This window comes from Aquibacillus sediminis (genome assembly GCF_005870085.1).
Classification (GTDB): domain Bacteria; phylum Bacillota; class Bacilli; order Bacillales; family Amphibacillaceae; genus Aquibacillus_E; species Aquibacillus_E sediminis.
The window spans coordinates 40306-58150 of sequence record NZ_SZNM01000019.1 but is presented as its reverse complement, the minus strand read 5'-3'; the positions used below and the strand labels follow the sequence as shown (position 1 = coordinate 58150).

Here is a 17845-nt window from a genome sequence, read left to right as displayed (position 1 = left end):
GTATATTTGTGGAAAATGGACGAGAAACCTGTCTAACGATTTTCCTTGTAAATAGAATAGATCATGAACATAATGGTAAGGGATCAGCATAAAGCTGATTCCTTTTTCGTTATTTGTACTTAAACTAAGCTATCGTTTAGAGACGCGAATTTTAATGGTATTTTATTGTTACGAAAATGTAATCTTTTTGAAATATTAGGAGGGATGTATGCTATAAAATAAGTCATGTCAACGATTCTTGCGTTTTTGTGTACAACTCTTGAGTTTGACAGGTAATGGAGTTGTATATAAAATTAACGACGGAAAGAGGAGGTAAAAGCATGACGTTTAAGTCTAAGATATTACCAGTATTGAAACATAAACTGGTTATACCTACCCTTAGTGTTATTGTTCTTGCAGTAATTATCAGTATTACAACTTATCAATTAACAAAGGCTGAAGTTTCTGTTGTAGCGGATGAAGAAAAAACAATTGTTCAAACACATGCAGATACGGTCGAAGAAGTACTTACTGAACTAGATATAGAAGTAAATGAACATGATGATTTATCACACGCATTAGATGACTCGATTTCATCAGGAATGGAAATAAACTATAAACAAGCAAATAATGTAACAGTTTCAAGAAATGGTGAAACTAAAGAATATTATACGACCAAAGAGACTGTACAACAATTTTTAGATGAGGTTGATATTCAAGTAACAGAACACGACGACTTATCTGTTGATCAAGATACAGCAATTACAGCGGGATTATCCATTAATTTAGATAAAGCGTATCAAGTGGATATTAACGACGGTGGCGATGTGAAAACGGCTTGGACTACTGGTGGAACTGTTGAAGATGTATTAGAGGAGCAGGAAGTATCTTTAGGAGAGCTAGATCGCATAGAGCCAGAACAGTCTGAACAGGTCACCGAGGAGACATCAATTAATATTACAAGAGTTGAGAAAGTAACAGATATTGTTGAAGATACGAAAAGTTATTCTGTTGTGAAAAAGAATGACAACTCGCTTGCTAAAGGAGAAGAGAAAGTTATATCTTCTGGTCAAGAAGGTTTAGTTGCAAAACACTATGAAGTTACATTAGAAAATGGTGAGGAAGTAAACCGTGAGTTAGTAAATGAAGAAGTAAAACGTGAGAGCGAACAGCGCGTTGTAGCAGTAGGTACCAAAGATGTTGATTACAACGTTTCTCGTGGTGATGATGGAGAAGAAGTGAAAGAATACGTAATGACTGCAACCACATATACGGAAAAATGTAATGGTTGTAGTGGCGTCACCTATACTGGGCGGGACCTTAGAAATGATCGTGATGCAAAAGTCGTTGCTGTTGATCCAAATGTAATTCCATTAGGCTCACGTGTATGGGTAGAAGGATATGGCTATGCTACTGCTGCAGATATTGGTGGTGCAATTAAAGGAAACAAAATTGATCTATTCCAACACTCTAGTAACTATAATGGTGGATATGGCCATAAGAAGGTAAAAGTAAAAGTATTTTCAAATTAATATAAAACCCTTTGCCTAACCAGGTGAAGGGTTTTTTGTTGCCCTCCATTGCGCATTTGCTATATTATACGCAATAACCTTTTTAATTTTGCTTTCTTCTATTCTGATTGAAATAAATGTATTATATCATCGCTACGGCAGAATACTCCGCTTTCCATGGGCACGGCCTCAGCCTCCTCGTGAAGACCGCACTGCGGGGTCTTCGGACGCGTGCTGTTCCCATAGGAGTCTCCGTATTTTGCCTTCGCTGGTATCATTTTTCTGATTAATAGTAAGTGTTTGCCAATTAAAATCAACACTTTGTGGTGTTTCTTCGCCATGAACAGAAAGCTTATAAGTTTTTCTGTAACATTTTAGCTGCGTATATTAAGCAAAAAATAACTTTTCTCATAAATGCGAATTTGCTTTAACCAAGTAATAAATCGTACAAAATTCAATGCACTCTAACAGCGTAGGAAATACACGGAGACTCCTATGGGACTAGTGGCATCGGTGAGACCCCACAGTGAGGGACGAACGAGGAGGCTCACCAGCCCCCCATGGAAAGCGCAGTGTATTTCCGAAGCGACCTATTAGCACTCACTTTATAAAGGACAGTAGAGGTTATTGCGTATAATATAGCTTATATGCAGTAATAACAACTTTAAAAATATCTTATGGTTTTATGTATAAAAAAGAAAGGTTAATGGGTTGCTTTGTTTGCTATACTATTAGATAGTGAATTATTGGTGCATGGTAACTTATTGCTTTGCTAATGATAATGATGGAGGAGTAGAACTTGAAAATAAAAGAAGTAATTGTGGTTGAGGGAAGAGATGATACCTCAAAAATAAAACAAGCAGTTGATGCAGATACCATTGAAACAAATGGATCTGCTATAAATGATGAGATACTTAGACAAATCAGACATGCAAAAGAAAAAAGAGGAGTTATTGTTTTTACAGACCCTGATTATCCTGGACAAAGAATTCGGTCCATTATTGATCAACATATACCAGGTTGTAAGCACGCCTTTTTATCTAAAAATGAAGCAAAGGCTAAACATAACAAAGGTATTGGAATTGAACATGCCTCATTTGAAACCATTCAAAGAGCATTAGCAAGTGTTTACGAGCTAGAGAATGAATTTGATAGTATGATTTCACGGGAAGATTTATTAGCATATGGATTGTTAGGTGGACCGAAGGCAAAGGCTAGAAGAGAGCAATTAGGATTAAGATTAAGAATTGGTTATACAAATGCAAAGCAATTACTAAAGAGATTAAATATGTTTCAGATATCAAGAGAGACATTCATAGAAACAATGAATATGATTATACAGGAGGAAAAATCGTGACGGATCAAAAGGCAATTGCAAGTCCTAAAAAAACAAAAGAGATCTTAAATAAATATGGTTTTTCATTTAAAAAAAGTCTAGGACAGAACTTTTTAATTGATGTAAATATATTAGAAAAAATTATGCATTTTGCTGGTATTGATAAAGAAACAGGTACAATCGAAGTAGGACCGGGGATGGGGGCACTGACAGAGCAATTAGCAATTCATTCCGATAAAGTGGTTGCATTTGAAATTGATCAACGGTTAGTTCCAATTTTACAAGATACATTGTCAGCATACTCCAATATAGAAATAGTAAATAAAGATGTGCTAAAAGCAGATATTCATCAGGTGATTACTTCCCAATTTAAGCCTGACCAAGAAATTATAGTAGTTGCTAATTTGCCTTATTACATAACAACCCCAATTTTAATGAAATTATTAATGGATCGTTTACCTGTATCAAGTTATACGGTAATGATTCAAAAGGAAGTAGCAGAACGAATGGCAGCAGAACCAAATAGTAAAAGTTATGGATCCTTAAGTCTTGCCGTTCAATATTATACAAAGGCTAGTATTGTCATGAATGTTCCAAAAACAGTCTTTATGCCACAACCAAATGTTGATTCGAGCGTCTTGCATTTGGAAATGAGAGAAACACCACCTGTTACGGTGGAAGATGAGCATTTCTTCTTTGATGTTGTACAAGCAAGTTTTGGGCAACGGCGAAAGACACTTCGAAATAATTTATCAAGACATTTTAAAGATAAGTTGAATAAAGAAACAATTGAACAATATTTGAATCAAGCAGGGATTGATGGGACAAGAAGGGGTGAATCCTTATCAATGGAGGAATTTGCTAACTTAGCTAATACTTTTTGTAAGGCTATTTAAAAGTTATTAAAGAGCTAAAAGTAAGCTTATCACAGTAAACTGACACATTTTCCACACAATTTCATAGGCTATAACGGTAAATCAATTTAGATTATGGAACCGGCCAAGTGAGAGGTGGAAATATGGAATTTCATACTGGTGATTTAGTGACACGCTCCTCTTATAATAACGATATTTTGTTTCGAGTTGTTAATATTATAAACAAGGATACCGTAATTCTTCATGGTGAGGATATTCGGTTGGAAGCAGATGCTACATTAGATGATTTAGTTAAGGTAGAAGATCGAGAACTGGAAACTAGAAGAAAGAAGATAAAAGAGAAGGAAGATTATTCTTTTCGTTTATTTCGTCAAGATTATCAGTTGATGAAGGAAAAGCGAGAGTATGAATCAACAGCTGGTTACCATCAACCTGCAAATTACTTTCAAATTCCAGCTCGTGTCCTGCATATGGATGGCGATCGTCTTTATTTAAAGAAGTGTATCGATTTGTACCAACGGATTGGCTTGCAGGTTCATGGTGTCCATGTAAATGAAAAAGAGATGCCAAACGAAATCGGTTCGTTAGTAAAAAAAATTCAACCTGATATTATTGTGATAACTGGACATGATGCTTTTTCAAGAAATAAAGGAAGTAAATCAGATATTCGAGCATATCGTCACTCGAGATATTTTGTCGAAACTGTTCGAGAAGCAAGGAAGGTTGTCCCCAACTTGGACCAATTAGTTATTTTTGCTGGTGCATGTCAATCACATTTTGAATCATTAGTGCGAGCGGGCTCAAATTTTGCTAGTTCTCCTGCTAGAATAAACATTCATGCCCTTGATCCAGTATACATTGCAGCAAAAATAGCATTCACCCCATTTATGGAAAAAGTAGGGGTTTATGATGCGCTTAGAAACACATTGACCGGTGAAAAAGGATTAGGTGGTATTGAAACAAAAGGATTATTAAGAACAGGAATGCCGTATATCGAAGACCAGAATGATTTTTAAGATATATAAAAGGTGCTTATCAAACATCGATAAGCACTTTTTAATTATACCTCTGTGAATTCCCATGTCGACATATCTAGACACATCCGCTCCAGTATTCAACGACTAGTGCAACTTTCCTCACTCGCTCTGTCCAAACCACATGCTTTGAGCCTTTGTTCTTACCACATGTATCACAAAATTTCAATTATATTGCAGAAATAATACATAATTTTAATGGATAGGGAGAAAATACTAGTAAATAGCTTTTTATTTATTGACATCAAATTTGCTATACTGTTATAATATCATGTTTGACTATTATAAGATATTGTGGTATAGTGAACATAGTGAGGTGGAGTGTATTGGCTAAAACATTAGTGGAAATTAAACAAGGTCTTGATGATCAAATTGGTAAACGCTTGAAGCTAAAGGCTAATGGCGGAAGAAGAAAAACCGTTGAACGTTTTGGGACACTTGCTGAAACGTATCCCTCTGTTTTTATTGTTGAGTTAGATCAGCAAGAAAATGCGTTTGAACGTGTTTCCTATAGCTATGCTGACATTCTAACAGAAACGGTTGAATTAAATTTTATCGATGATATAAGTAAAGTAATGTAATACTTAGGGAGCAGTGAACAACAATGGTTTGCTGCTTTTGCTTTTTCGTCCTATAGTATTTCCTTTTTAGCTAAACTTTAACACTTATTATTTACGATGTATGACAAATAATAAGTGTGTCGTAAAAGCTAATAAGGAAAGGGGTTGTTCTTTCTGGGTAGACGAAGAGGAATGATGTCGAACCATATGAAAGAAGAAATTGCGAAGGAGTTAGGTTTTTACGACACAGTGCAGAAAGATGGCTGGGGCGGAATACGATCGCGTGATGCTGGTAATATGGTGAAAAAGGCTGTTGAAATGGCTCAACAGCAGTTAAACAGGGAAAAATCCTAACATAGTTAGGTTTTTTCCCTGTTTTTTGTTTTTTGTCAATCATATGGTAATATTTAAACTAGTCATTAGAAAACGGTAGATTTCATCGGTTCAATTTAATGGAGATAATGTTAAAAGTAGGTGACACGGCATGTACGTATTGGAAAAAGCTCCAGCAAAAATTAATTTAAGTTTAGATGTGCTATACAAGAGACCTGATGATTATCATGAAGTATCTATGGTTATGACAACCATTGATTTAGCAGATCGAATAGAGCTACGTCATTTAAATTCTGATCAAATTATTATAGATTCAGAAAGTCGCTTTGTTCCAAATGATGAACGGAATTTAGCCTATCGAGCAGCAAAACTTGTTAAGGATACATATGGCCTATCAAATGGGGTGAAAATTTTTATTGAAAAGCAAATACCTGTTGCTGCTGGTCTTGCGGGCGGAAGTAGTGATGCGGCAGCGACTTTAAGAGGCTTAAATCGCCTATGGTCTTTAGGGCTATCTATTGAAGAGTTAGCTGCTTTAGGGGCTAAAATTGGATCAGATGTTTCTTTTTGTGTGTATAATACTACTGCCCTTGCTCAAGGAAGAGGTGAACGTATAACTGAATTACCACCACCACCTTCTTGTTGGGTGGTATTAGCTAAGCCATCCATTGGCGTTTCAACACAAACGATCTATCAAAACCTTCAACTTGATCATGCAGAGCATCCAAATACAAAGGCAATGATCGAGGCAATTAAAGAAAATAAATATAATCGCATGTGTCATAACGTTGGTAACATTTTGGAGTCGGTAACTATTTCTAAGTATCCACTCGTTAAGCAGATAAAAGAACAAATGGAACAATCAGGTGCAGATGCTGTTCTTATGAGTGGTAGTGGCCCTACTGTTTTTTCTCTTGTTCAAAAGGAAACGAGAGCGAATCGAATTTACAATAGTTTACGCGGTTTTTGTGATCAAGTATACATGGTTAGAATGTTAGGCTACCATTCCCCACTTGATTAAACACGTATAAAATGTTATGTTTAGTTAAATATTATTCGGATTTTGAGGTGCGGACATGAAAAGAAGTGATCGACTAGTAGCGATAACGAACTATTTAGTGGATAATCCAATGGAATTAACATCATTACCATTTTTCTCCAGTACTTATAATGCAGCAAAGTCTTCGATTAGCGAGGATTTGACGATTATAAATAAAATGCTTCAACAAGAAGGGATTGGCTATTTAGAATCAACTTCAGGAGCCTCTGGAGGAGTGAAATATGTTCCATCCTATTCAAAAGAGAATAGTGAACGGTTTATTCAACGACTTCGTACACAACTAGAGGATCCTAACCGTCTTTTACCAGGTGGTTATTTATTCATGAGTGATTTACTCGGAGAACCGAGTACTGTTCGTGCTATTGGACGGTTATTTGCTACAGCATTTTCAGATATGGAGATTGAAGTCGTTGTTACTGTTGCTACAAAGGGGATACCAATAGCATATGCAGTAGCTTCTTTTTTGAATGTTCCTGTTGTTATTGTAAGAAGAGACCCGAAAGTGACGGAAGGTTCGTCTGTTAGCATCAATTATGTTTCTGGGTCTTCGAGAAAAATACAAACCATGGTACTACCGAAGAGAAGTTTGCAAGAAGGTGCAAAAGTTTGTATTGTAGATGACTTTATGAAGGCTGGAGGAACGATTAACGGGATAAGGGATCTCTTAAGTGAATTTAATGCTGAAGTAAAAGCAATTGGTGTGTTAGCAGAAGCGGAAGATGAGGAAGAGGAAAGAGTTGTTGAACAATATACGTCATTAGTGAAAATATCAAATGTAGACGTAAAAAATAAACACATTGAGGTTAGTAAAGGTAACTTGTTCGAATAAGATCTTTACTAACCTATTTATAAAGTTTTTTAAGTTATGCTGTTATTGCAAGTCTTGCACATTAGCTATTATGCGACATAACTAGGCTCTATCTAATTTCTTACATTCTGATTGAAATAAGTGCTTTATCATCTTTATGGCAGAATACTGCGCTTCCCATGGGCACGGCCTCGGGCCAACAGGATATTGGACACGCAGGCGTTGCTCGCGTGTCCGTGGCGACCTTATCCTGTGTTCCTTTATTCACTGTGGGATCTTCAGCTCGTGCTGTTCCCATAGGACAAAGAGGGATTTCCACAGCGACCTATTAGCACTCATTCTTTAGAGGAAGTTGCAAGTGATGTCGTATAATACAGCTTTTGTGCATTAACAAAAATGTTAAAAAAATAGTCTATGTAAAGATTACTAAAAAATAACCTGTTATCCATATACCTATTCGACAGAATATTAAATTTAAGGGAATTTGTTACTAAAAAAAGCACAACTTTTGTCGAAAAATAGCGTATTGCTATTTTTTTGTTGATAGTGTATGCGTTTCCATGATAGAGTGGGAATAGACGTAATAGGTTATGAAGTGTAAGAGTTTTCATTACTAATTTCTAGCTGTTTAGCAGTAAGGCTACTAGTTTTAATCCTTTTTTCTTAAAAATTTATTTTTTTTGAAAAAAAGAAGGATTTCAATAAAATTTGTTGAATTAGATAATAAGTTCTATATGGGAAAAGGTGGTGACACATAATGGAGGTAACAGACGTTAGATTACGCCGCGTTAATACCGAAGGAAGAATGCGTGCAATTGCTTCTATTACGTTAGATCAGGAGTTTGTCGTTCACGATATTCGTGTGATTGACGGTAACAATGGTTTATTTGTAGCAATGCCTTCGAAAAGAACCCCTGATGGGGAATTTAGGGACATAGCACACCCTATTAACTCTAATACACGTGCCAAAATACAAGAGGCAGTATTAGGCGAGTATCACCGTGCTGGAGAAGTAGAGTATGAAGAGGCAGGAGCTTCTTAAAAAAGTAATACACCAGGAGTCTAATCTAATAGATTAGACTCCTTTTTTGCTATTAACGTGTTAAAATGAAGCTACAAAATAAATTGAGGTGCGAATTAAATTTTGTTGAAATACCATGGTGTTTAAGATATATTCGTAAATGGAAAAGTAAACATGATACATATTAAAAGTGTGTGTTCAAAAAGGAAGATAAAAGGCTGAGAAATTCGGAGTGCTGTAGCTCTAGAAGGCTCGAGCATATGCTTGCGAATCCGTACGGACGGGAAAGCAAACTAACGATAACACCAATTATGTATTTTTACCGGACTTTTTGAACATACACTAAAAAGAAAAAATAGACATCTGAATGGAGGCTTCTTCATGACCAATAGGTATGCGGTAGTACTTGCTGCAGGGCAAGGTACGAGAATGAAATCTAAGCTATATAAGGTTTTACACCCAGTAATGGGAAAGCCGATGGTACAACATGTGGTGGATCAATTAAATAGCCTAGCGTTAGAAAAAGTTATAACGGTTGTCGGTTATGGAGCGGATAAAGTACAGGATGTATTAGGAGAGGAATCTCATTTTGTACTTCAAAAAGAACAATTAGGAACAGGGCATGCGGTTTTACAAGCTGAAGAATTATTGAAAGATCAAGAGGGTACTACCATTGTTGTTTGTGGAGATACTCCATTATTAACAGCAGAAACGTTAGAAGCATTACTTGATCATCATGATAATGAAAAGGCGAAGGCTACTGTACTGACTGCGAAGGCACCAGATCCAACTGGCTATGGTAGAGTAGTGCGTAATAATATTAATACGGTAGAGAGAATTGTAGAACATAAGGATGCAAATGAGCAAGAGTTAACGATTGATGAGATCAATACTGGTACGTATTGTTTTGATAATAAAGCCTTGTTTGAAGCACTGCAACAAGTGTCTAATAACAACGCTCAAGGTGAATACTATCTGCCAGATGTCATCGAAATTTTGAAACAAGACAATGAAAAAATTGGTGCTTTCCAAATAATGAATATGGATGAAACAATTGGTGTGAATGATCGTGTAGCACTTGCACAAGCAGAAAAGTTAATGAAAAAGAGAATAAATGAGCAACATATGAGAAATGGAGTAACGATCATTGACCCAGACCATACATACATTGCTCCGAATGTACAGATCGCTTCAGATGTTGTCATCGAGCCGGGTTGTGTCTTAAAAGGTGAAACAAGTATTGGAAGTGACGCTGTAATTGGTCCTTATACTGAAATTAGCGACTGTGTTATTGGATCTGAAACAGTTATCCGCCAAAGCGTGGCCAAAAATAGCGACATCGGTGATCGCGTACAAATTGGACCATTCGCTCATATTCGTCCTGAGGCTAAGATTGCAGATGAAGTGAAAATAGGTAACTTTGTTGAAATTAAAAAATCAACACTTGATCAAAATAGTAAAGTATCTCATTTAAGTTATATTGGTGACGCTGAAGTAGGAAAACGAGTTAACATTGGTTGTGGGACAATAACGGTTAACTATGATGGTGAAAATAAATACTTAACAAAAATTGAAGATGATGCCTTTGTTGGGTGTAATTCCAATTTAATTGCGCCTGTCACCATTGGAAAAGGTGCTTACGTAGCAGCCGGATCAACTATTAATAAAGAAGTTCCTGAAGAAGCTCTATCTATTGCGCGTGCTAGACAAACAAATAAAGAAGATTATGTCAAAAAAATCAAAAATGGAAATAAAGAATAATTGGAGGGTCACCACATGTCGACTGGTTATAACGATTCATCCCTAAAGGTATTTACTTTAAATTCTAATCAACGTTTAGCGGAAGAGATTGCAGCACATATTGGAACGGAACTAGGAAAAAGTTCGGTTACGACGTTTAGTGATGGAGAAATTCAGATTAATATTGAAGAGAGTGTACGGGGCTGTGATGTTTACGTTGTTCAATCCACTTCCGAACCAGTGAACCAACACATTATGGAATTACTAATTATGATTGATGCTCTTAAACGAGCATCTGCGGCAACCATTAATGTTGTTATTCCGTATTATGGTTATGCTAGACAAGATCGTAAAGCACGTTCACGTGAACCAATTACATCAAAGTTAGTTGCGGATTTATTTCAAACTGCAGGTGCCTCTCGTGTGATTACACTTGATTTACATGCGCCACAAATTCAAGGTTTCTTTGATATCCCTGTTGACCAATTAGTTGGCGTCCCTATTTTAGGTGATTATTGGCAGCAACAAGGGTTAGAAGACATTGTTGTCGTTTCTCCTGACCATGGTGGAGTGACTAGAGCAAGACAGTTAGCAGATCGTTTGAAAGCACCAATTGCAATTATAGACAAACGTAGACCACGTCCGAATGTTGCAGAAGTAATGAATATTGTTGGAAATATTGAAGGGAAAACAGCTATTTTAATTGATGATATTATCGATACAGCTGGGACTATTACATTAGGTGCTAATGCTTTAATCGAAAGTGGTGCCAAAGAGGTGTATGCATGTTGTACACACCCTGTTTTATCTGGACCTGCCATTGATCGAATTCATAACTCAAAAATTAAAGAATTAGTTGTTACCAATACGATTTTTCTTAAAGAAGAAAAACAAATCGAAAAAGTAACTCAACTGTCGGTTGCACCGCTTATTAGCGAGGCGATTATTAGAGTGCATGAGTTAGAGTCTGTAAGTGTACTGTTTGACTAAAAATGTTTAGAAGCGCCAAGTATTGGAAATGATAGAACAATAAAATTGTTTTTTTAATTTTCATGGAGGGTGATGAACTTGGCCGTAAAACTGAAAGCAAATCAACGACAGGACTTAACGAAATCCTATACAAAACAAGTGAGACAAGCTGGTCAAATTCCCGCAGTTGTTTATGGGAAGGATAATGAATCAAAGACTGTATCAGTTGACAGTATGGAATTACTTAAAACATTGAGGGATGAAGGCCGTAACTCAATAATTTCTCTAAATGTAGAAGGTGATTCAGCCGTTGATGTCATGCTACATGACTATCAAACTGATCCAATTAAGGATGAGTTAATACATGCTGATTTCTTTGTGGTAAATATGTCTCAAGAAATGGATGTTGAGGTTCCAATCCGTTTAGAGGGTGAAGCTCAAGGGTCTAAAGATGGTGGTGTATTACAACAACCATTGTATAATTTAGCAGTACGTGCAAAACCTGCTGACATACCAGAAGAGATATCGATTAATATCTCTGAATTAGGAATTGGGGATACCCTCACTGTTTCTGATTTAAAAGAAGGTCGTCATTATGAAATAATGGAAGAAGAAGATACAACAATTGTTACGATTTCTGCACCTGATGCTGCACCATCTGAAGATGAGGCAGAAGAAGCTGGGGACGCAGAACAGACAGAAGAGAATGCAGAAGAGGCGGAGTCAGACGATGCATAATAATAGGACGTAACCATATCGGTTGCGTCTTTTTGCATTTGAATCTTTTCAAAAATTTTGTTGCACTTTAGTGCGTATTAGCTGTATTATTTTGTTTAACTTAGTTACGTTTACACTGATTGAAAAGAGTGCTATGATATCGCTGCGACAGAATACTCCGCTTTCCGCGGGCACGGCCTCAGCCTCCTAGTGAAGACCACACTGCGGGGTCTTCGGACTCGAGCTGTTCCTGCAGGACAAGGAACGCTACGGCAGCGGTGCATCGAACGAAGAAAATTGAACTTTATTTTCGAGGAGTCTCCGTATTCTGCCTTCGCTGGTATAAGTTTTCTGATTAGTAATAGATGAGATTATAAATTCAAAAATAACGAACTGCAAGATTGTGTTAAAACATTCCAATTAACATAAAAAAGCATATTATATGATTTGTTTTAAGCAATGCACTATAAAACTTCAAATTACTGGAATAAGCGGAGGAACTACACGGAGCTCCCGAGGCCTGACAAGGGTCATGCAGGCGTTGTCCGACAAGGGCGGTTTTAGCCTGTGGTCCTTAATTTATCATCGGTGAGACCCCACAGTGAGGTGCGAACGAGGGCAAGGAAGGCTACGGCAGCGTTACATCGCACGCAGAAAAATGTTCTTTATTTTCAAGGAGGCTCACCAGCCCCCACAGGAAAGCGTACTGTATTTCCGTAGCGGTTTATTAGCACTCACAATATATAGGGAGATTGAGTTATTGCACATATTACAGTTTTTGTGCAGCAACAATCTTTAATTAAGTGAGCTTTGGTTGGAACTCGTTTATTTCACATAATTTCGTGACATAATGAAAAATTCGTATCATTCAGTTACATGTCCTCTGCTTTATTTTTTAAATTAAATTGAGTACAATAAGTGAAGGTATTTAAACATATTATAGTAAAAGGAAGTCGTGAACATAATGAAGTGTATTGTTGGACTTGGAAATCCTGGAAGAAGGTTTGAACAAACAAGACACAACGTAGGTTTTATGGTTATTGATGAGCTTTTGAAGAGGAATAATTGGAAGCTTTCTAATAAAAAGTTTTCGGGAAAATATGCTTTAGAAACGTATAATCATGAGAAAGTGATTTTATTAAAACCGCAAACGTACATGAATTTATCTGGCGAATCACTTGGACCATTAAAGGACTTTTACCAAATGGATGACAGTGATATCGTTGTTATTTATGATGACTTAGATTTACCACCGGGAAAAATACGCCTTCGTCAAAAAGGTGGCCATGGTGGACATAATGGTATAAAGTCAATGATCCATCATTTAGGTACAAAGGAGTTTAATCGCCTTCGAATTGGGATTGGCCGTCCACAAACACCAATTCCAGTTCCGGATTACGTGTTAGGTAAGTTTGCAAAAGAAGAACAGCAATTGGTTTCAGAAAGTATTGAAAAAGCTGCAGATGCGTGTGAGTCATGGTTAGACAAACCTTTTCAAGAGGTAATGAACGATTACAATCAATAGTTGGGTAGTATAAAATATATCTTTTCGGACAAACTAGAGATGAAATTATGTTTGCCCGAGGAGGTATTACATGTCAGTTGTATACACATGTAAACATTGTGGTAATATTGTAGGAGAATTAAATCAACAAATGGTTGATACCAAATTATTAGGGTGGGATCAACTAACAAGTGAAGACAGAAAACAGATGATCCACTATCAAGATAATGGTGATGTAAAAATAAAAATTATTTGTGAAGACTGTCAAGATTCTTTGGAAAGAAATCCGCACTACCATGAATTAGATAATTTTATTCAATAGGTACAAAATAGCTTTGGTTCAAACCAAGGCATTTTTGTATTATTGCTAACGTTTTCTTCTTTTAAAAGGGTTTTGGCAAGTTTTAGGGGGAGACATAAATGAAAGGGATCAAGGAATATTTAAAATCACAAGATGATATCCACTCCGTTATTAGTGGGGTCTCCTCTGGTATAGAGGAACAATTGGTTGCAGGGTTATCAGGCTCTGCTAGAGGGTTACTTACGTCCATTATTAATGAATCTACGAACAAACCAATCCTTTTAGTAACCCATCAATTGATGCAAGCGCAACAGCTGTATGAAGATTTGGTGGAAATTTCAGATAGTTCTACTGTTCATTTGTACCCTGTTAACGAATTAATAGCATCAGAAATTGCATTTGCAAGTCCAGAATTAAGAAGTCAACGAATTGATGCACTTACAAATTGGATGAATAACCAATCCGGTATATTGATTGCACCTGTAGCGGCTTTAAAACGAGTGTTACCTCCCAGTCACTATTGGGGACGTTATCAACTTCCTTTTCAAGTAGGGCAAGAAATCGTTATTGATGATTACCTTCAACTTCTAGTGGAGATGGGTTATGAACGGGTTGAAATGGTATCAACACCAGGTGAATTTAGTATTCGTGGTGGTATTATGGATATTTACCCTTTAACAGAGTCGAATCCTATTCGAGTGGAACTCTTTGATGTAGAAGTAGATTCTATTCGTTATTTTGATTCAGAAACCCAACGGTCGTTAGAAAAGATTGAGCAAGTTACGGTTGTTCCTGCACAGGAGCTACTATTAACTCCAGAAGATATGATGGCAGGTTCTCAGAGAATAGAGAAAGAGCTTGCGGCTTCATTAAAAAAACTAAAAAAGTCAGAAGATAAAGAAGAGTTACTAGAAGTTATTGGACATGATGTAGAACGATTAAAACATCAAGAACGTTTTGCAGAAATGTATCGATATGGTTTTTATTTTTATGATGAACCTGCTAGTTTATTAGATTATTTACCGAAAGATAGCTTAATTATTCTTGATGAAATGAGTAGAATCCAAGAAACAGCTACTCGATTAGATGAAGAGGAAGCAGAATGGTATCAAAGTGTGCTTGTGGCAAATCAAATACTTAGAGATATGTCGATTTCCTATGATTGGCATGATGTATGGGCCAAAATGAAGCAACCAAGGCTATATTTATCTGTATTTTTACGTCATATTCCAAATACGAATCCGCAAAATATTGTCAATTTGTCCTGTCGTCCTATGCAACAGTTTCATGGGCAAATGAATTTATTGCAAAATGAACTAGCGAGATGGGAAAAGAGTGACTTCTCTGTGTTACTTCTTGCTCCCAACCAAAAAAGGGCAGAAAAAGTTCAATCTGTTTTGGAAGATTATGACATGGAAGCTTCTATATCTAAAGATCCTAATATAGAACTACCAGTAACAAAACCGACCATTATTATTGACAATATTAGTAGCGGTTTTGAATTTCCGATGCATAAGTTGGCCATTGTTACCGAAGGTGAATTATTTAAAAAGAAAACTGCCCGACCAAAAAGAAAACAAAAAATTTCCAATGCAGAAAGAATTAAAAGTTATCAAGAATTAAAAGTAGGAGATTATGTTGTCCATGCCAATCATGGGATTGGCCGTTTCTTAGGTATTGAAACGCTTGAAGTTAGTGGGATACATAAAGATTTTATGCTGCTTAAATATTCTGGTGATGACAAGTTATTTGTACCAATTGACCAAATTGATTTAGTACAAAAGTATGTGGGCTCAGAGGGAAAAGAGCCGAAACTTTATAAACTTGGTGGTAGTGAGTGGAAGAAAGTAAAACGGAAAGTTCAGTCAACGGTTGAAGACATAGCTGATGATTTAATAGAACTTTATGCAGAACGGGAAGCAACAAAAGGTTATGCATTTTCTGAGGACACGGTTATGCAACGTGAATTTGAGGATGCTTTTCCGTATCAAGAAACAGAGGATCAGTTAAGGTGTATAGAGGAAATCAAAAAGGATATGGAACGAATTCGTCCAATGGATCGGCTGTTATGTGGGGATGTCGGTTATGGAAAAACAGAAGTTGCCATTCGGGCTGCCTTTAAAGCAATTGCAGATGGAAAGCAAGTGGCGATTTTAGTCCCGACGACCATTTTAGCACAACAACACTATGAAACGATTATGGAGCGCTTTCAGGATTATCCTGTAAATATTGCTTTACTAAGCCGTTTTCGTACACGTAAACAACAAAAGGAAACGATGGAAGGTCTGAAAAAAGGTCTAGTAGATGTAGTAATTGGTACACATCGTTTGTTATCAAAGGATATAGAGTATAAAGATCTTGGTTTACTTATTGTCGATGAAGAACAACGTTTTGGTGTGAAACATAAAGAAAAAATCAAACAACTGAAAACAAATGTGGATGTACTTACATTGACAGCAACACCAATTCCACGAACATTGCATATGTCGATGTTAGGAGTACGAGACTTATCGGTCATTGAAACACCGCCAGAAAATAGATTTCCTATTCAAACCTATGTGTTAGAATATAATCCAGTTTTTCTAAGAGAATCGATTGAAAGAGAAATGGCTCGTGGTGGACAAGTGTTTTTCTTATATAACCGAGTGAATAATATTGAACAAATGGCGCAAGAGATTGATGCCCTTGTAGATGATGCACGGGTAGCATACGCACATGGACAAATGAATGAAGCGGAACTTGAAAATGTAATGTTTTCCTTTTTAGAAGGTGAGTTTGATGTTTTGGTCAGCACAACGATCATTGAAACAGGAGTAGATATTCCAAACGTCAACACATTAATTGTCTATGACGCGGACCGAATGGGATTAAGTCAGTTGTATCAACTACGAGGAAGAGTTGGTCGTTCGAACCGTGTTGCCTATGCGTATTTCACTTACCAAAAAGATAAAGTATTAACAGAAGTAGCGGAAAAGAGACTACAAGCTATTAAAGATTTTACAGAATTAGGTTCTGGATTTAAAATTGCCATGCGTGACTTATCGATCCGTGGGGCTGGTAATTTATTAGGGGCGCAACAGCATGGATTTATTGACTCTGTTGGGTTTGATATGTACTCGCAAATGTTGACAGATGCGATTGAAGCACGTAAGGAAGGGAAAACTGTCGAAGAAGCAAAACCATTTGAAGTCGAGTTGGATTTAGATCTTGATGCCTATATTCCAGACACATATATTGAAGATGGAAAACAGAAAATTGATATGTATAAACGTTTCCAGGCAATAGCATCTCAAGAAGATATTTATGAATTACGTGAGGAGTTAATCGATCGTTTTGGTGACTATCCTGAAGAAGTAGCAAACCTTATTCATGTAGCAAGCATAAAAGTGCGTGCGAAACAAGAAAGAATCGAATCGATTAGTGAGAAAAAGCGAAAAACAGAGCTCCTTATGGAAGGTAATGCAAGTCAAAGCATCGACGGAGCCAAACTGTTTGAGTATGCCAACCAATACGGAAGAATGATTCAATTAGGGACGGAAAATTCAAAGTTAAAAGTAGTATTCCAATGGGATAAGCAAGCCTATTTGCGTAGATACGAAATTATAGAAGATTTTATTGATGCATTAAAAGATATGAAAAGGGATTAATATGCTTTAAGCTAAACGCTCTTTTCACAAGCCTTATTATTCTTTAATGCGCATTCGCTGTATTATGCGACATAACCTTCTTAATTTTAAGTTGTACTAATCTGATTGAAATAAGTGTTATATCACCGCTACGGCAAAATACTACGCTTTCCATGGGCACGGCCTCAGCCTCCTCGTGAAGACCGCACTGCGGGGTCTTCGGACTCGTGCTGTTCCCATAGGACAAGGAACACTTCGACAGCAATACATCGCACGAAGAAAGTTGCACTTTATTTTCGAGGAGTCTCCGTATTTTGCCTTCGCTGTTGTGAGTTTTCTGATTTATGATAGTGTAGATACGTATAAATATTAATTTAAAAATGCTAACTGAATTCAATGCACACAAATTAGCGGAGGAAATACACGGAGCCTCCTGTGGGACTAATGGCATCGGTGAGACCCCGCAGTGAG

Annotated in this window: 15 protein-coding genes; all 15 read left to right on the top strand. The window is 36.8% G+C overall.

The features are described 5' to 3' along the window. The first annotated feature begins 320 nt into the window (after window positions 1-320). The 15 genes from FCI53_RS15770 (at window position 321) to mfd (ending at window position 17395) form a co-directional block, all read left to right on the top strand. Complete coding sequence (locus FCI53_RS15770) at window positions 321-1511, top strand: resuscitation-promoting factor (protein ID WP_138420014.1); 1191 nt, start codon at window positions 321-323, stop codon at window positions 1509-1511. A 778-nt stretch (window positions 1512-2289) separates the two neighbouring features. Continuing rightward, window positions 2290-2847 (top strand): ribonuclease M5, encoded by a 558-nt coding sequence (rnmV, locus tag FCI53_RS15765; protein ID WP_138420013.1) that lies wholly within the window; start codon window positions 2290-2292, stop codon window positions 2845-2847. Next, complete coding sequence (gene rsmA, locus FCI53_RS15760) at window positions 2844-3722, top strand: 16S rRNA (adenine(1518)-N(6)/adenine(1519)-N(6))-dimethyltransferase RsmA (protein WP_138420012.1); 879 nt, start codon at window positions 2844-2846, stop codon at window positions 3720-3722. The genes rnmV and rsmA overlap by 4 nt, the downstream gene beginning before the upstream one ends. Window positions 3723-3844: 122 nt before the next feature. Beyond that, entirely contained in the window at window positions 3845-4717 is an 873-nt protein-coding gene (yabG, locus tag FCI53_RS15755; RefSeq protein WP_138420011.1) for a sporulation peptidase YabG, read from the top strand. Between the two features lie 344 nt (window positions 4718-5061). Further along, a complete protein-coding gene (gene veg, locus FCI53_RS15750) occupies window positions 5062-5316 on the top strand; it encodes a biofilm formation stimulator Veg (RefSeq protein ID WP_138420010.1) in 255 nt (84 codons plus the stop codon). A 153-nt stretch (window positions 5317-5469) separates the two neighbouring features. Continuing rightward, the gene (locus FCI53_RS15745) at window positions 5470-5649 is read left to right on the top strand and encodes a small, acid-soluble spore protein, alpha/beta type (protein ID WP_138420027.1); all 180 of its coding nucleotides are present in this window, start codon (window positions 5470-5472) and stop codon (window positions 5647-5649) included. A 130-nt stretch (window positions 5650-5779) separates the two neighbouring features. Beyond that, complete coding sequence (gene ispE / locus FCI53_RS15740) at window positions 5780-6649, top strand: 4-(cytidine 5'-diphospho)-2-C-methyl-D-erythritol kinase (RefSeq protein WP_138420009.1); 870 nt, start codon at window positions 5780-5782, stop codon at window positions 6647-6649. Window positions 6650-6704: 55 nt separating this feature from the next. Beyond that, window positions 6705-7517 carry a pur operon repressor gene (gene purR, locus FCI53_RS15735; protein ID WP_138420008.1) on the top strand — a complete coding sequence of 271 codons (813 nt, stop codon included), beginning with the start codon at window positions 6705-6707 and terminating at the stop codon, window positions 7515-7517. Between the two features lie 736 nt (window positions 7518-8253). Further along, window positions 8254-8538 (top strand): septation regulator SpoVG, encoded by a 285-nt coding sequence (gene spoVG / locus FCI53_RS15730; RefSeq protein ID WP_138420007.1) that lies wholly within the window; start codon window positions 8254-8256, stop codon window positions 8536-8538. 360 nt (window positions 8539-8898) lie between these two features. Then, window positions 8899-10278 carry a bifunctional UDP-N-acetylglucosamine diphosphorylase/glucosamine-1-phosphate N-acetyltransferase GlmU gene (glmU, locus tag FCI53_RS15725; RefSeq protein WP_138420006.1) on the top strand — a complete coding sequence of 460 codons (1380 nt, stop codon included), beginning with the start codon at window positions 8899-8901 and terminating at the stop codon, window positions 10276-10278. A gap of 15 nt (window positions 10279-10293) precedes the next feature. Continuing rightward, window positions 10294-11247 (top strand): ribose-phosphate diphosphokinase, encoded by a 954-nt coding sequence (locus FCI53_RS15720; RefSeq protein ID WP_138420005.1) that lies wholly within the window; start codon window positions 10294-10296, stop codon window positions 11245-11247. A gap of 78 nt (window positions 11248-11325) precedes the next feature. Further along, window positions 11326-11964 carry a 50S ribosomal protein L25/general stress protein Ctc gene (locus FCI53_RS15715; protein ID WP_138420004.1) on the top strand — a complete coding sequence of 213 codons (639 nt, stop codon included), beginning with the start codon at window positions 11326-11328 and terminating at the stop codon, window positions 11962-11964. Window positions 11965-12907: 943 nt separating this feature from the next. Then, entirely contained in the window at window positions 12908-13468 is a 561-nt protein-coding gene (gene pth / locus FCI53_RS15710) for an aminoacyl-tRNA hydrolase (protein ID WP_138420003.1), read from the top strand. A 70-nt stretch (window positions 13469-13538) separates the two neighbouring features. Then, window positions 13539-13769: an anti-sigma-F factor Fin gene (fin, locus tag FCI53_RS15705; protein ID WP_138420002.1), complete on the top strand. Its 231-nt coding sequence runs from the start codon at window positions 13539-13541 to the stop codon at window positions 13767-13769. A 98-nt stretch (window positions 13770-13867) separates the two neighbouring features. After that, the gene (gene mfd, locus FCI53_RS15700; RefSeq protein WP_138420001.1) at window positions 13868-17395 is read left to right on the top strand and encodes a transcription-repair coupling factor; all 3528 of its coding nucleotides are present in this window, start codon (window positions 13868-13870) and stop codon (window positions 17393-17395) included. Window positions 17396-17845: the final 450 nt, after the last annotated feature.

Excerpts from the sequence above, each read along its gene's own strand:
- FCI53_RS15770 (WP_138420014.1), top strand. The coding sequence starts at position 321 with ATGACGTTTAAGTCTAAGATATTACCAGTATTGAAACATAAACTGGTT.
- yabG (WP_138420011.1), top strand. The coding sequence starts at position 3,845 with ATGGAATTTCATACTGGTGATTTAGTGACACGCTCCTCTTATAATAAC.
- ispE (WP_138420009.1), top strand. The coding sequence starts at position 5,780 with ATGTACGTATTGGAAAAAGCTCCAGCAAAAATTAATTTAAGTTTAGAT.
- purR (WP_138420008.1), top strand. The coding sequence starts at position 6,705 with ATGAAAAGAAGTGATCGACTAGTAGCGATAACGAACTATTTAGTGGAT.
- spoVG (WP_138420007.1), top strand. The coding sequence starts at position 8,254 with ATGGAGGTAACAGACGTTAGATTACGCCGCGTTAATACCGAAGGAAGA.
- glmU (WP_138420006.1), top strand. The coding sequence starts at position 8,899 with ATGACCAATAGGTATGCGGTAGTACTTGCTGCAGGGCAAGGTACGAGA.
- FCI53_RS15720 (WP_138420005.1), top strand. The coding sequence starts at position 10,294 with ATGTCGACTGGTTATAACGATTCATCCCTAAAGGTATTTACTTTAAAT.
- pth (WP_138420003.1), top strand. The coding sequence starts at position 12,908 with ATGAAGTGTATTGTTGGACTTGGAAATCCTGGAAGAAGGTTTGAACAA.
- fin (WP_138420002.1), top strand. The coding sequence starts at position 13,539 with ATGTCAGTTGTATACACATGTAAACATTGTGGTAATATTGTAGGAGAA.
- mfd (WP_138420001.1), top strand. The coding sequence starts at position 13,868 with ATGAAAGGGATCAAGGAATATTTAAAATCACAAGATGATATCCACTCC.